This is a genomic window from Dokdonella sp., from assembly GCF_036518555.1.
In the GTDB taxonomy this organism is placed as follows: Bacteria; Pseudomonadota; Gammaproteobacteria; order Xanthomonadales; family Rhodanobacteraceae; genus Dokdonella_A.
This window is the reverse complement of the sequence record NZ_DATDMY010000148.1, coordinates 1-14,562: the sequence shown is the minus strand read 5'-3', so window position 1 is coordinate 14,562 and position 14,562 is coordinate 1. Positions and strand designations below refer to the sequence as shown.

Annotated in this window: 15 protein-coding genes; 10 read left to right on the top strand and 5 right to left on the bottom strand. The window is 70.3% G+C overall.

Going from position 1 to position 14,562, the window contains the following annotated elements; all coding sequences use genetic code 11:
* The coding region (locus tag VI238_RS09035; RefSeq protein ID WP_331650600.1) for a thiamine phosphate synthase at window positions 1-453 on the bottom strand (453 nt) is incomplete at its 3' end.
* 106 nt (window positions 454-559) lie between these two features.
* Here VI238_RS09035 and VI238_RS09030 point away from each other — a divergent pair.
* A complete protein-coding gene (locus VI238_RS09030; protein WP_331650598.1) occupies window positions 560-760 on the top strand; it encodes a rubredoxin in 201 nt (66 codons plus the stop codon).
* 68 nt (window positions 761-828) lie between these two features.
* Here VI238_RS09030 and VI238_RS09025 read toward each other — a convergent pair whose 3' ends face one another.
* A complete protein-coding gene (locus tag VI238_RS09025) occupies window positions 829-2,352 on the bottom strand; it encodes a DUF6798 domain-containing protein (protein ID WP_331650596.1) in 1,524 nt (507 codons plus the stop codon).
* 212 nt (window positions 2,353-2,564) lie between these two features.
* Between VI238_RS09025 and VI238_RS09020 the strand changes: the two genes are divergently transcribed.
* Together VI238_RS09020 and VI238_RS09015 are read left to right on the top strand one after the other, a co-directional pair.
* Window positions 2,565-3,542, top strand: coding sequence for a Stealth CR1 domain-containing protein (locus tag VI238_RS09020; RefSeq protein ID WP_331650594.1), 978 nt, complete (start codon window positions 2,565-2,567; stop codon window positions 3,540-3,542).
* 125 nt (window positions 3,543-3,667) lie between these two features.
* Window positions 3,668-3,865 carry a hypothetical protein gene (locus tag VI238_RS09015; protein WP_331650592.1) on the top strand — a complete coding sequence of 66 codons (198 nt, stop codon included), beginning with the start codon at window positions 3,668-3,670 and terminating at the stop codon, window positions 3,863-3,865.
* A 13-nt stretch (window positions 3,866-3,878) separates the two neighbouring features.
* Here the strand turns inward: VI238_RS09015 and VI238_RS09010 are convergent, their stop codons facing one another.
* Together VI238_RS09010 and VI238_RS09005 are read right to left on the bottom strand one after the other, a co-directional pair.
* Complete coding sequence (locus tag VI238_RS09010; RefSeq protein ID WP_331650590.1) at window positions 3,879-4,319, bottom strand: DUF192 domain-containing protein; 441 nt, start codon at window positions 4,317-4,319, stop codon at window positions 3,879-3,881.
* 30 nt (window positions 4,320-4,349) lie between these two features.
* Window positions 4,350-5,285 carry a carbohydrate kinase family protein gene (locus VI238_RS09005; RefSeq protein ID WP_331650588.1) on the bottom strand — a complete coding sequence of 312 codons (936 nt, stop codon included), beginning with the start codon at window positions 5,283-5,285 and terminating at the stop codon, window positions 4,350-4,352.
* A 395-nt stretch (window positions 5,286-5,680) separates the two neighbouring features.
* Here VI238_RS09005 and VI238_RS09000 point away from each other — a divergent pair, with 395 nt between their 5' ends.
* The 6 genes from VI238_RS09000 (at window position 5,681) to VI238_RS08975 (ending at window position 12,732) form a co-directional block, all read left to right on the top strand.
* The gene (locus VI238_RS09000) at window positions 5,681-6,727 is read left to right on the top strand and encodes a rod shape-determining protein (RefSeq protein ID WP_331650586.1); all 1,047 of its coding nucleotides are present in this window, start codon (window positions 5,681-5,683) and stop codon (window positions 6,725-6,727) included.
* 101 nt (window positions 6,728-6,828) lie between these two features.
* Window positions 6,829-7,758: a rod shape-determining protein MreC gene (gene mreC / locus VI238_RS08995; protein ID WP_331650584.1), complete on the top strand. Its 930-nt coding sequence runs from the start codon at window positions 6,829-6,831 to the stop codon at window positions 7,756-7,758.
* The gene (mreD, locus tag VI238_RS08990; protein ID WP_331650582.1) at window positions 7,755-8,243 is read left to right on the top strand and encodes a rod shape-determining protein MreD; all 489 of its coding nucleotides are present in this window, start codon (window positions 7,755-7,757) and stop codon (window positions 8,241-8,243) included. Before mreC ends, mreD begins: the two co-directional genes overlap by 4 nt.
* Before the next feature lie 13 nt (window positions 8,244-8,256).
* Entirely contained in the window at window positions 8,257-10,173 is a 1,917-nt protein-coding gene (mrdA, locus tag VI238_RS08985; RefSeq protein ID WP_331650580.1) for a penicillin-binding protein 2, read from the top strand.
* Window positions 10,173-11,291, top strand: coding sequence for a rod shape-determining protein RodA (gene rodA, locus VI238_RS08980; RefSeq protein ID WP_331650602.1), 1,119 nt, complete (start codon window positions 10,173-10,175; stop codon window positions 11,289-11,291). Before mrdA ends, rodA begins: the two co-directional genes overlap by 1 nt.
* Window positions 11,292-11,325: 34 nt before the next feature.
* Window positions 11,326-12,732, top strand: coding sequence for a hypothetical protein (locus tag VI238_RS08975; protein ID WP_331650579.1), 1,407 nt, complete (start codon window positions 11,326-11,328; stop codon window positions 12,730-12,732).
* A 47-nt stretch (window positions 12,733-12,779) separates the two neighbouring features.
* On the opposite strand, the gene VI238_RS08970 is transcribed toward VI238_RS08975, so the two are convergent.
* Window positions 12,780-13,259: a hypothetical protein gene (locus VI238_RS08970; protein ID WP_331650577.1), complete on the bottom strand. Its 480-nt coding sequence runs from the start codon at window positions 13,257-13,259 to the stop codon at window positions 12,780-12,782.
* 194 nt (window positions 13,260-13,453) lie between these two features.
* Between VI238_RS08970 and mltB the strand changes: the two genes are divergently transcribed.
* Window positions 13,454-14,473, top strand: a complete 1,020-nt coding sequence (mltB, locus tag VI238_RS08965; RefSeq protein WP_331650575.1) for a lytic murein transglycosylase B — start codon at window positions 13,454-13,456, stop codon at window positions 14,471-14,473.
* Window positions 14,474-14,562 lie beyond the last annotated feature (89 nt).

Genomic DNA, 14,562 nt, shown 5'->3' with positions numbered 1-14,562 from the left:
CAGCAGGCGTGGCGTCGCTACGCGCGCGTGCGGCTTGGTAGGCGACGCGAAGAACGCGCCGAAGGCGAGGTAGTCGGCGCCGGCTGCGGCGTAGTGTCGCGCCCGCTCGAGCGAGTCGTAGCACGACACGCCGATGATCGCGTCCGGGCCGAGCCGCGCGCGTGCATCGGCCGGTGCCGCGTCGTGCTCACCGAGGTGGACGCCCGCGGCGTGAACGGCCGCGGCGAGTTCGACGTCGTCGTTGACGATCAGCGGCACGCCCCGGCCTGCGCACAGCGCCTGCAACGCACGCGCCTCGGCCAGCCGCCGCGCGCCGTCGGTACCCTTGTCGCGGTACTGCAGCACGCCGGCGCCGCCGGCGAGCGCGGCCGCGCACGCGTCGACGAGGTCGCCGCGCGGGCCGTCGCTGATCGCGTACAGGCCGCGCACGCGGCCGCTGGTCGTCTCGGTCATCGGCGATCCACCCTCTCCGGTTCGCGCCACGACGCCGGCGTGCTTCCGCGCGCGCGCGCAAGCTGCGAGAATACAAGGCCTTTCATTGCCGATCGCCGTCCCCGCAATGTCCGATACCGCTTCCGCCACCGTCGACGCGCCCTACCGCACCTTCATGTGCGTCGTCTGCGGATTCATCTACAACGAGGCCGAAGGCTGGCCCGCGGACGGCATCGCGGCCGGCACGCGCTGGGAAGACGTGCCCGAGACCTGGACCTGCCCCGATTGCGGCGTGACCAAGTCCGACTTCGAGATGGTCGAAGTCTGAGTCCACGGGCCGTGCGACTGCTGCGGGTCCCATAGCCTGCCGCTTCCTCGCATCGCGCCGCGCGCGCTTCAGGGATCGAGCGCGACGACGCGATACCCCGCATTGCGGTAGACGACCTTGCCCTGCAGCGGGCTCGCTGCGGGCACCACGGCCGTGCGCACGCCGTAGTCGCGCACGAGCCGGCGGAAGTCGGCGTCGGTGAGCTTCGCATAGGCCGCGTCGAGTTCCGCGGCGACGTCGCGGCGCGTCGACGCCGGCGGCAGCGCGCCCGCGGTCACGGCGTCGAGCCGGTGCAGCCATTCGTCGAGGCCCGCGCCGCCATCCGGGTTGACCTTGAACTCGACCACGGTCGAGCGGTCGCTGTACGCGGTGAAGCCGATCTGTCCCGGCGGCGTGACGTATCGACCGGCCGGTCCGTTGGCGCGGACCCAGCGCGTCACGTCGGCCCAGTCCGTCGATGCCTGCGCCTCGTCTTCGACCGCCAGCGAAGGCGGCGCATGCTTCGCCCAGCCGGCGCCGAGCGCGCCGAACGCGAACAGCGTGGCGAGCGCGAGCGGCCAGCGTTCGCGCGGTCGCGGCGTGGGAGCCGCGAGCAGCGCGAAGGCGGCGAGCACGGGCACGAACATGCTCAGGCGCAGCAGCTGCAGGCGCGCGATCCAGCCGCTGTGCAGCACGTAGTAATCCAGATAGTGCAGCGCCGACAACGCCATCAGGCAGCCCGCGATCCACAGCAGCGGCAGGAAGCGGTCGGCGCGCGCATCCCCGCGCGCGCGCCAGCGGCGCCACAGGACCACGAACGCGCCGAGGTAGAGCGCGACCGCCGCGACGCGATCGGCGCGGAACTCGAAATGCTGCGGCATGCGGAACGCGACGTCCTCGGTGCGCGCGATGCCGCGGACGAGGCCTTCGTGCAGCAGCGCCCAGACGTCGGCAAGCGCGGGCAGCGCGATCACGATGGCCGCGCACGCGCCCGGCAGCCACCGGCGCGGTTCGCGCGCGATGCCCATGCCGACGCCGACGGCCGCGAGGGTCACGAGCCAGACCGCGCCGATCTGCAGGTGCACGAGCGCGACCGCGCCCGCGAGCGCGAACGCGAGGTTCCAGCGGCGGCGCAGCAGCGCGTCGATGCCGAACAGGATCAGCGCGTGCGCGAACGTCGGCGGCATGATCGGGCCATTGCCGAGGAAGCGGTTGGCCTCGACGCCGCGATCGAGCCATGCGAGCCCGATCGCGATCGCGACCCCGAGCAGCACGCGCCGCGCCGGCGCGAGGTCGAGCGCGTCGCCGACGCGCCACAGGCCGGCGAAGATGGCGAGCAGGCCGATCACGGTCAGCGAGGCGAGCGCGCCGTTCTCGCCGATCACGCTCGCGAGCATCGCCGCGGCCCAGGTGAACGTGTGGTGATGGTGCAGGCGGATCGAGATGCCGAAATCGCCCGGCAGGTAGCCCGGATCGAGGATCCGGCGCATCACCGGCAACAGGCCCGCGTGGTTCTCGCTGCCGAGGCGGATGCCATGGTCGAGCGCGATCGCGAGCAGCGTGCAGGCGATCGCCATCGCGCTGGCGCCGAGCGCGGCCGGCCAGTGGGGCATGGACGCCCGTTCGGAGCGGGAATCGGGGGGCATGGCGATCCGGACGTGTTCGGCCCGCCATGCTAGCCGGGAATGGGCTCAGACTTCGAGCGTACGCAGGCCGCGCGCATGCGCACGCGCTCGCCGTGCGGCGTCCGGATGCGTCACACTTCGCGACCGCGCGCGATCGCGCGCGCCCGAGGCGTCGCGGACGTGCAACCGGAATCGCTCGCATGATCATCGATGCGGTCATCCCCTGGGTCGACGGCGGCGATCCGGCGCACCGGCGGCGCCTCGACGCGTATCTCGCCGGGCACGCCGGCGCTCGACCGCCGGCGGCCCAGGCGACGCGCTTCCACGATGCGGGCGAACTCGAGTGGTGCGTCGCATCGATCCTGCGTTTCGCGCCGTGGTTCCGCCGCATCCACATCGTCACGGATCGCCAGACCCCCGCGCTGCTCGCGCGCCTTGCGGGCACGCCGTTCGAGGGACGCGTGCGGCTCGTCGACCATGCCGAGATCTTCGCCGGCCACGAGCGCTGGCTGCCCACGTTCAACAGCCGCTCGATCTGCAGCATGCTCTGGCGCATCGGCGGCCTCGCCGAGCACTACGTCGTGTTCAACGACGACTTTTCGATCCTGCGGCCGCTCGGGCCGGACGCGTTCTTCCGCGACGGCCGCGTCGTGCTGCGCGGTGCCTGGCACGCGCACTCCGATCGCGGCGCCGCCGGCGCGCTCCGCCGGCTGCTGCGGCGCCCGCGTGCCGACCGCGCCGGCAACCGCGAAGCGCAGGAATTCAGCGCGCGACTCGCCGGCTTCGAGCGGCGCTACTTCCGCCTGCCGCACGTTCCGTATCCGTACCGCCGCTCGACGCTCGAAGCGTTCTTCGCGGCGCGCCCCGAGCTGCTCGAAGGCAACATCGCACACCGCCTGCGATCGCCCGCGCAGTTCCTCGCCGAAAGCCTCGCCGCGCACCTCGAGATCGCGCGCGACGGTGCCGTGCTCGGTGATCGCCTGCGCGTCGTGCAGATCAAGCCCGGCGAGCAACGCGAATGGCGACTGCTGGCGAAGCTGCGCGAAGCGGATCGCGAGGCGTCGGTCGCTTTCGCGTGCGTACAGAGCCTCGACCGCGCCCCGGAGCCGCTGCGCGCGCGGATCGCGGCCTGGCTCGATCGCCGCATCGGCCCGCTCGCTCCCGCCACGCCGCGCTGAGCGGCAGCTGCGGGCGCGTTGCCCGCGCCGCGCCCGCGACTGCCCGCGCGTTGTCATGCGCGCGTCGTCGGCGCGGCACCCGCGCGTGGTGCACTGGGCACGGGTCGGACCAGAGGAGATTGCCCGTGCGCGTGTTCTTCCCGATCGAGGAGGCCGGCATCGACGACGATGCGGCCTTGCTCGTGCCCTATCGCTGCGGCCTCGCCTGCGCCGGCGCGTTGCGCGCGCACCTCGTGCTGCGCGACGGCGTCTGGGCGTTCGGGGCACCGGATTCGGAACGCGCGCCCGGCCTGCCCGACGCCGGCGCGCAAGGTCCCGCGTGAGGCGCCGCGGCGGTCAGCGATGGATCTGCAGGATGTCCCCGGGGGTCGCGCCGATCCGGCGCGCCTGGCCGGCGTTGAGCTCGAGCACGTAGCGCGCCGGCGCGCCGCTCGAATAGGCCGGGCACGGGTCCGCGATGCACGGCGGCACGTCGTGCTGCACGCTGACGAGGCGCCGGTCCGCGTCGAAGAACAGCATGTCGAGCGGGATCTTCGTGTTCTTCATCCAGAACGCGCGCGGGATGTCGTCCTGGAACACGAACAGCATGCCGTGGTCGGCCGCCATCTCGGTGCGATCCATGAGGCCGTGCTCGCGCGACGCGTCGTCTTCGGCGACCTCGATCGAGAACCGCTGGCCGCCGAGCTCGACATACGGCCCCTTGGCCGCGCAGGACTGGATCAGCGCGCCGAGCACGAGGCCGGCAGCGAGGCGTGCGAACAGGGACGGGATGCTCATCGGAAGGACTCCTGCGGGTGGTCGCGGCGATCAGCCGAGCGCGTATCCGAACTGCTGGCGGAACTGGTCGGCGAACTCGGCATAGGTGAAACGCTGGTTCTGCGTGCCCGGGTGCTCGATCTTGAGCGTGCCCATCAGCGAAGCGATGCGGCCCGTCGTCGGCCAGTCCAGGTCGCGCATGAGGCCGAACATGAGCCCGGCGCGGTAGGCGTCGCCGCAGCCGGTCGGGTCGACGACGCGGCGTTCCTGCGCCGCGGGGATCGCGTGGGTCTTGCCGCCGGCGTGGATCGTCGAGCCCTTCGGGCCCTGCGTGACGATGTATGCCTTCACGCGCTGCGCGATCTCGGCCGCGCTCCAGCCGGTGCGCTGCTGCAGCAGCTGGGATTCGTAGTCGTTGACGATCGCGTAGTCGGCCTGCTCGATCATCGTGCGGAACTCCTCGCCCGAGAACAACGGCATCGCCTGGCCCGGATCGAAGATGAAGGGCACGCCGCACTCGGCGAACTCGCGCGAATGCTGCAGCATGCCCTCGCGGCTGTCCGGCGCGACGATGCCGAAGCTGACGCCCTCGACGTCGCGCACGTGGTGCTCGTGCGAATTGAGCATCGCGCCCGGGTGGAACGCGGTGATCTGGTTGTTGTCGAGGTCGGTCGTGATGAAGCATTGCGGCGTGAACAGGTCCTCGAACACGCTGACGTGGTCGAGCCGGATGCCGCATTGCTTCATGTGTTCGCGGTACGGGCCGAAGTCCTGGCCGACCGCGGCGAACGGAATCGGGTCGTCGCCCAGGAGCTTGAGGTTGTAGGCGATGTTGCCCGCGCAGCCGCCGAACTCGCGCCGCATGCGCGGCACGAGGAACGAGACGTTCAGGATGTGCACCTGGTCGGGCAGGATGTGTTTCTTGAACTGGTCCTGGAACACCATGATGGTGTCGTAGGCGAGCGAACCGCAGATCAGTGCTGACATCGAGGGCGTCCGGAATACGGGGTCGGCGGGCGAAGGCGACGCCCAAACCCGAGAAGCTTACCGGGCGTCGCGCCGCACGGGAATCCTCGGTTCGACGCGCGATCGCGGCGCCGCCGCGTGATCGGCGCCGGCCGACGCCGGAAACGCGCTCCACTCAAGGGTTTTTTAACTCGAATGTCCTTGCCCGCGCATCGGCGCGCGACTAAAATCGCGCGCTTTTCCCGCATTTGGAGCGCCCGCGGGGGCGCCTCCGACGCACACGGAGTGCGGTCGCGCCGGCCAGGCCGGCACGGCGGGCCAGCCGCGGTCTCCGCGCCCCGACCATCGCAGGCGAACCGGACAGGACGTCCCGGCATCGCCCCACCCGAATTTCCAGCAAGGCTCGCGCCGCACACATGTTCAAAGGTCTCCGCGGACTCTTCTCCAACGATCTCTCGATCGATCTCGGCACCGCCAACACGCTGATCTACGTGCGCGGGCAGGGCATCGTCCTCAACGAACCGTCGGTCGTCGCGATCCGCCAGGACCGCGGTCCGGGCGGGCCGCGCTCGATCGCCGCGGTCGGCGGCGACGCCAAGCTCATGCTCGGTCGCACGCCGGGCAACATCATCACCAAGCGGCCGATGAAGGATGGCGTCATCGCCGACTTCACGATGACCGAGGAGATGCTCAAGCAGTTCATCCGCAAGGTGCACCGTGCGCGCATGTTCCGCCCGAGCCCGCGCGTGCTCATCTGCGTGCCGTGCGGCTCGACCCAGGTCGAGCGCCGCGCGATCAAGGAATCGGCCGAATCCGCCGGCGCGCGCGACGTCTACCTGATCGAGGAGCCGATGGCCGCCGCGATCGGCGCGGGCATCCCGGTGCACGAGGCGCGCGGCTCGATGGTGCTCGACATCGGCGGCGGCACGTCCGAGGTCGCGGTGATCTCGCTCAACGGCATCGTCTACTCGGCGTCGGTTCGCATCGGCGGCGATCGCTTCGACGAGGCGATCATCAACTACGTGCGCCGCAACCACGGCACCCTGATCGGCGAGGCCACCGCCGAGAAGATCAAGGTCGAGATCGGCTGCGCGTTCCCGCAGTCCGAGGTCAAGGAGATCGAGGTCTCGGGACGCAACCTCGCCGAGGGCGTGCCGCGCATGTTCACGGTCAACTCGAACGAGATCCTCGAGGCGCTGCACGAGCCGCTGTCGGGCATCGTCAGCTCGGTGCGCAGCGCGCTCGAGCAGACCCCGCCGGAGCTGTGCTCCGACGTGGCCGAGCGCGGCATCGTGCTCACCGGCGGCGGCGCGCTGCTGCGCGACATCGATCGCCTCATCTCGGAGGAGACCGGCCTGCACGTGCACGTCGCGGACGATCCGCTCACCTGCGTCGCCCGCGGCGGCGGTCGCGCGCTGGAGCTGATCGACCTGCACGGCAGCGACTTCTTCGCGCCCGAGTAGCCGGGAAACGGCGATCGCTGGTCGGGAACGGCACGAGCGCGCACGCGCGAACGATCCCGCCCTCGCGATTCCCGAACTCCCGATCGCCCGCTCCCGGCCCGATGCGCACCGACAATGCCACCACGCTGTTCGCCGAGGGTGCGGTCAGCACGTTGCGGCTGATCGTCTATCTCGCCTGCGCGATCGGCCTCATGGTGTCCGACCATCGCGGCAACTACCTCGAATCGCTGCGACGCGCGGGAGGCCTGCTGATCGAGCCCGTGTACCGGCTCGCGGCGTTGCCCGCGAACCTCGTGCGCGCGACCCGCACCGCGGTCGTCACGCAGGACCAGCTCGCGAGCGAGAACCGCGTGTTGCGCGAGCAGCTCCTGTTCGCGCAGGCGCGGCTCAATCGCCTCGATGCGCTCGTCGCGCAGAACGCGCGCCTCAAGGCCTTGCTCGATGCACAGGAGAACCTCGGCCTCAGCGTGCAGTTCGCGCGCCTCGTCGACGTCGACCTCGATCCGTACCGCCATCGCATCGTGCTCGACGTCGGCGCGAGCCAGGGCATCGAGGTCGGCCAGCCCGTGATCGATGCCCAAGGCGTGATGGGCCAGATCGTCGAAGTGCTGCCGAACAGCTCGATCGCGATGCTCATCACCGATGCGACGCACGCGATCCCGGTCGTGGTCGAGCGCACCGGCCTGCGCACGATCGCATACGGCAGCGGCGCGATCGACGAGCTGCAGCTGCCGACGATCCCGATCAGCGCCGACATCAAGGTCGGCGACCGCCTGCTCACGTCGGGGCTCGGCGGGCGCTTCCCTGCGGGGTTCCCCGTCGGCGAGGTGCGCCAGGTCGGCCAGGACCAGAGCGGCATGTTCATCGCCGCGGTCGCGCGGCCCGCGGCCGCCCTGGACCGGAGCAGCGAAGTGCTGCTGCTGCACGACCAGCCGCAGCCGTACGGCCCGCCGGCGCCGCAGGATGAAGTCGGCCCTCCGGCGGACCTCGCCGGCCCTGCGCCGACGGTCCCGGGGAGTGCCGCGCAATGAGCCGACTGCGTGCACGCGCCTGGCTGTTCGGCGGCAGCATCGCCTGCGCGCTGCTGCTGCAGTTGATGCCGCTGCCGCCGCTGTTGCAGCCGTTCAAGCCGTACTGGATCGGCCTCGTGCTCGTCTACTGGGCGATCGAGGCGCCCGAGCGCGTCGGCCTCGGCTTCGCGTTCGCGCTCGGCGTCGCGGCCGACCTGCTCAGCGGAGAACTGCTCGGCGAGCAATCGCTGCGCCTGCTCGTGCTCGCGTTCATCGTATTGCGTTTCCGTGCCCGACTGCGCTTCTTCCCGGTATGGCAGCAGTCGATCGCCGTGCTCGCGCTGCTGCTCAACGACCGCATCGTCATGCTGATGGCGCGCGGCTTCTCCGGCGAACCGATGCCCTCGCCGTCGTTCTGGTTCGCGCCGCTGACCGGCATGCTCGCCTGGCCGTTCGTGTTCCTGCTGATCGACGACCTGCGCGCGCGCTTGCGCGCGCACGAATGACGGTGTCGCATCGATGCGCAAGCGACCGTTCCGCATCCGCCGAGGCCGACACAAGCCGCTGAAGGAAGCGCGCCACGAGGAGGCGCTGTTCCGTCGCCGTGCGCTCGCCGGTTTCCTCATCATCGTGCTCTGCCTCGTCGCGCTGGGCACGCGCTTCGCGTTCCTGCAGATCGAGCGGCACGAGGAGTTCAGCGCGCGCTCGGAAGCGAACCGCGTGCTCACGCGGCCGCTCGCGCCCGCGCGCGGGCTCATCTACGACCGCAACGGTGTGCTGCTCGCCGAGAACGTCGCCGCGTTCCGGCTCGAGATCACGCCCGAGCAGGTGCGCGACCTGCAGGCGACGATCGAGCGTCTCGGCGAGGTCGTGTCCATCAGCGACGACGACGTCGAGCGCTTCAACGCCTTGCGCAAGGGCAAGCGCTCGTACGAAGGCACGCCGATCCGCCTCAAGCTGTCGGAGGAGGAGATCGCGAAGTTCTCGATCAACCGCTGGGCCTTCCCGGGTGTCGACGTGGTGCCGTACCTCACGCGGTCGTACCCGCTCGGCGAGGAGTTCGCGCATACCGTCGGCTACGTCGGGCGCATCGACGAGGCCGATCTCGCCAAGCTCGACAAGGGCGACTACGCGGGCACCACCCATGTCGGCAAGACCGGCATCGAGCGCTACTACGAAGAACGGCTGCACGGCGAAGTCGGCTACGAGAAGATCGAGGTCAACGCCGACCATCGGCCGATCGGCGAGCCACTCGGCCGGGTGGCGCCGAAGCCGGGCGAGAACCTCTACCTCAGCATCGACGCGCACCTGCAGGAGGCAGCCGAGGCCGCGTTCGAAGGTCGCGCCGGCGCGGCGGTCGCGCTCGACCCGCGCAACGGCGAGGTGCTCGCGATGGTGAGCGTGCCGAGCTTCGACCCGAACCTGTTCGTCAACGGCATCGCGAGCGCCGACTACGCGGCGTTGCTCGCGGCCGACGACAAGCCGCTGCTGAACCGGATCCTGCGCGGCAATTACGCGCCGGGTTCGACGATCAAGCCGTTCGTCGGCCTCGGCGGGCTCGAACTCGGACTGCGCCGCCCGGAGGACACGGTGGTCTCGACCGGCGAGTTCTTCATCCCGGGCCAGTCGCGCGCGTACCGCGACGACATCCGCGGCGGTTTCGGCCGCGTCGACCTCGTGCAGGCGATCGCGCGCTCGGTCAACACCTATTTCTATTCGGTCTCGCTGGACATGGGCATCGACCGCTTCAGCGGCTTCATGACGCGCTTCGGCTTCGGCCAGCCGACCGGCATCGACCTCATGGGCGAGGGCAGCGGCGTGCTGCCGTCGCGAGACTGGAAGCGGGCGCGATTCAACCAGGCCTGGTACCCCGGCGAAACGGTGATCGCCGGCATCGGCCAGGGCTACTGGGTGGTCACGCCGCTGCAGCTCGCCAATGCGGTGTCGACGCTCGCCGCACGCGGCGTTCCGCATACCCCGCACCTGCTTCGCGCGGTGCAGCGCGGCGTCGACGCGAAGGTCGAGCCGGTGCCGCCGCCGGAGCCGCAAGGCAACGTGATCCGGCAGCCGGCGAATTGGGCCGCGGTGCAGCAGGGGATGATCGAAGTCGTGCGCAGCGGAACCGCGCGCGGCATCGACGCGGACTTCCCCTACACGATCGCGGGCAAGACCGGCACCGCCGAGCGGTACTCGCGCACCGGCACCGAGTGGACGAGCATCAGTGCGAGCCCGATCGAGCGGCACCAGGTGCTGTTCGAGGCGTTCACGCCCGCCGATGACCCGCGCATCGCGGTGATCGTCGCGCTCGAGGCCGGTCGCAGCGGCGCCCACGACGCCGCGCCGATCGCGCGCAAGATCCTCGACGCGTGGCTACCGGGCGACCAGCAGCGCCAGAGCGAACTCGCGGCCGCCGGCGGCGAAGGAGCGGCACCGTGATCGACGAACTCTTCCACGCCTGGCGACATCGCCTGCTCTCGATCTGGCGCAGGCCGCGCCTCGACCTGCCGCTGCTCGGCGCGCTGCTGCTGCTCATGGGCATCGGTCTCGCGACCCTGTACAGCGCGAGCGACCTCGATCGCGGCCAGGTGATCTCGCAGGCGCTGCGCTTCATGCTCGGCCTGATGCTGATGACGCTCATCGCGCGCGTGCCGCCGTTGACCCTGCGCAACTGGACGCCGTGGCTCTACGCGGCGAGCGTCGTGCTGCTCGTGATCGTCGTGATCCACGGCGAAGGCCGCGGCGCGAACCGCTGGCTCGACCTGCGCATCGTGCGCTTCCAGCCGTCGGAGCTGCTCAAGCTCACGATGCCGATGATGATCGCGTGGTACCTCAACGGCCGCCCGCTGCCGCCGGGCTGGGGCACGCTCGGCGCCGCGGCCGCGCTGATCGCGGTACCGGCGGTGTTGATCGCCAAGCAGCCCGATCTCGGCACCGCATTGCTGATCGTCGCGAGCGGCGCGTTCGGCATCTTCCTGTCGGGCCTCGCCTGGTGGCGCATCGGCGCGCTGCTCGCCGCATTCGCGGGCATGGTGCCGGTGGCGTGGCATTTCCTGCACGACTACCAGAAGAACCGCGTCCTCACCTTGCTGGACCCCGAGGCCGACCCGCTCGGCAACGGCTGGCACATCATCCAGTCGAAGATCGCGGTCGGCTCGGGCGGGCTGTGGGGCAAAGGCTGGCATCACGGCACGCAGTCGCGCCTGGAGTTCCTGCCCGAGCACACGACCGACTTCATCTTCTCGGTGTTCGCCGAGGAATGGGGGCTCGTGGGGGTGCTGCTGCTGCTCGTGCTGTACATCTTCATCATCGCGCGGTGCCTGTGGATCGCCGCCGAGGCGAAGGACACCTACGCGCGGCTGCTGGCCGGTGCGATCAGCATGTCGCTGTTCGTCTACGTGATGGTCAACGGCGGCATGATCACGGGCATGCTGCCCGTGGTCGGCGTGCCGCTGCCACTCGTGAGCTACGGCGGCACGTCCGCGGTGTCGCTGCTTGCCGGCTTCGGCGTCCTCATGTCGATCCACGCGCACCGCAAGGTGCTCGCGTCGCAGTAGTATACGAACTCACCTTTGAAGGGAGTGCGCCGCCATGTTTCGACCATCGATGCTTGCATGCGGATTGCTTCTCGCGGGGACTGCCGCGGGCGTGGAGCTCAGTCCGGATGGATCGGGCCAGGTGCTGGTGTTTCCGTACTACACGGCCAACGACGGGCAGGACACGCTCGTCACGATCGGCAGCCTCGCCGATCGCGCGCAGGTCGTGAAGGTCCGCTTCCTCGAAGGCTACAACAGCCGGCCCGTGCTCGATTTCGACCTGTACCTGCCGGCCAACGAAACCTGGGTCGGCGCGGTCACGAAGGCCGCGGATGGTCGCGCAATGCTGCGCACGCCGTCCTTGACGTGCACGGTGCCGGCGCTGCCCGCGGCCGGCGCGGCCTTCAGTACGGCCCAGTTCGACGGCAGCGGCGGGTTGCCTGCCGACGCGGGTCCGCATGACGTCGAGCGCACGCGCGAGGGATTCATCGAGGTGATCAGCGGCGGGACGATCGCCTCCGAGACGGGCACCTTCGGGGCCATCGTCGGGCTCGAGCGCACCTGCACGCCGCTGCCGGGGTCGCTGTTCGAGGACATCGACGGGCCGGGCGAGGCGATCTACGGCACGGCTGCCGTGATCAGCGTCGGACAGGGCCTGTATTACGCCTACGACGCGACGGCGCTGGACGGCTTCTCGCCCGATCCGCTGTACTCGCCCGCGATGGGACCCCTCGATCCCTCGCTCGCCGACGCGGGCGGGCACCTCGCGGGCGCCGACGCGTCGATCCCGGGCTACGGGCTCGTGCATTTCGACCGCAAGATCGACGCGGTCAGCGCCGTGCTTGCGAAGACGACACTGTCCAACCAGTACGTCGCTCCATCCGGCCTCGGTGCGCGGAGCGACTGGGTCGTTTCCATGCCGACCCAGCGCTACTACACGGACCCGGCGATATCCGGCAGCCCGACCGCTCTGCCGCCGTTCGACGACGTCTTCCAGGCGCCCGGTGTGGCGCCGCTGAGGTTCGCCAACCCCTGGATCTACGACCGGCTCGGAAATCCATGCGCGGGGGACGACTGCCAGTATGAAACGGAGTTCCACCTCGATCGCTCCGTCAACGTCATCGCATATGCGACGCCGCAGCAAGCCGAAGTCGGCGCCTCGGGTGTATTCGGCTCGCACCTCGCGACGTACCTGTATCCGTACGGGGAGTCGGGCCATACGCGGCTGCAGCCGTACCGTTTGCGCGAGATGGAGGGGGTCGACCTGAGTCCTCGGCAGCAGGGACACGTCTGCGTGTCGGGCGTTCCCGCGCTGGGTTTCCTCGCCTACAACCTCGTCAACGCCAATGCGCAACCCGGGCGCCTCGCGAACTACGGCGGCATCTACCGCGATCAGTGGTACGGCGCCGACGTCCGTGCGCGCGATGGGCAATGGATACAGGGGTGCAACCCGAGCGAGTGATTGACGCGCGATGGCTGCTGCGCGCGGCGCGCAGCAGCAGTCCGGTATCACAGGCAGTGCAGCAGGCCGTCGTACACCGACAGCGGCGTGCCCGGCAGCGGCGTGTGCAGCGGATCGTCGCCGGCGAGCGCGGCGAGCAGCGCGTCGATCGTCGTGTGCGGCGCGAGCGGGATCGGGCATTGCCAGGTCGGTTGCTGCACCTCCATGCCGCCCGTCGCAGGATCGATGTCCTCGTTGCTCGCCGCGAACGACCACACGCAGCCGCCGATCCGGCCCGAGCCGTGCTGCACCGAACACTGGAAGCGCAGCGGCGTGATGTTGCTGAAGTCGCCTTCGCAGAAGGTGTCGCCACAGACCTCGTCGAAGGCGCTCGCGAGGCGCGCGCGCAGCGAGTACCACGCCTCGAACTGCGCGTCCGTGGTGAAGTAGCCGTACGGGTCGGTGTAGTACGAGCGCTGGATCTGCGCGTGGGCGGGGCTTGCGGCGGCGATGAGCAGGGCGAGCGCGGCGATGGTGTGTCGAAGCATGATGTCCTCCCTGGACGTGGCGTTGCGCGGCGCGACCACCATGGCCGTCGCCGGAACCCGACCAGCTTCGCGAGGCGCGGCTCGACGCACGATCCCCGATCGGCGCATCGGCGCGTAAGACATCCGCGTCGCTGTTCATGCGAACGATCGCCGCGGGCATGCGCGGCGCGGGAGCGCGATGGTAGAGTAGGGGCATGCAGGCATCGCTTCGCGCCGCGCGCGCTCATCTGTTGCTCGTGACGATCTGCCTGCTCGGCGCCGGTCGCGGCCTCGCTGCCGCGACGACCGGCGCGATCGACGGCCTCGGTGCCGACGAGCGTGCGTTCGCCGCCGAAGTCGCGCGCGAAGGCGGCCCGTCCGAGGCCGACGTGCTCGCGACGCTCGCGGGCGCGAAGGTGCAGCAGTCGATCCTCGACGCGATCGCGCGCCCGGCCGAGGCGACCAAGCCGTGGAGCGAGTACGCGCCGATCTTCCTCACCGACAAGCGCATCGACGACGGCATCGCGTTCTATCGAGCCCATCGCGAACTGCTCGAACGCGTCGGCGCCGAGTACGGCGTCGCGCCCGAGATCGTCGTCGCGATCATCGGTGTCGAAACGAGCTACGGCGCGATCACCGGCAAGTACCGCGTGCTCGATGCGTTGTCGACGCTCGCGTTCCACTATCCGCCGCGCGGGAAATTCTTCCGCGGCGAACTCAAGCAGCTGTTCCTGCTCGGCGACGCGCACCTCGCCTATCCGATCGACGCGCTGCGCGGCTCGTACGCGGGCGCGATGGGCTGGGGCCAGTTCATGCCGACGAGCATCGCGAAATGGGCCAAGGACGAGGACGGCGACGGTCGCATCGATCTCTGGAACTCGCTGCCCGACATCACGGCGAGCATCGCGCGCTACTTCGCCGAACACGGTTGGCAGCAGGGCCAGCCGGTCGCGGTGCGCGCACAGCCGGCGACCGACGCGCGCGTGCTGCCCGATCCCGGGCTCGATCCGGTCTATCCGCTGCAGCAGATGGAAGCCTGGGGTTACGCGCCGATCGAGCGCGTCGATGCCGACACGCCGTCGACCTTGCTGAAGCTCGACGGCGATCGCGGCCCCGAATACTGGCTCGTGTTCGGCAACTTCCGCGCGATCACGCGATACAACAAGAGCCCGCTCTACGCGATGGCGGTGTTCCAGCTCGCGCAGTCGATCGCCCGCGGGGCCGCGGCGCCGTGAACGGAGCGCGCGCCGTCGCCTGCGCCGGTATCTGCCTCGCGCTCGCGGCGTGCGCAGGGCACCGGCCGCGCGCGGACGCCGGCGCGACG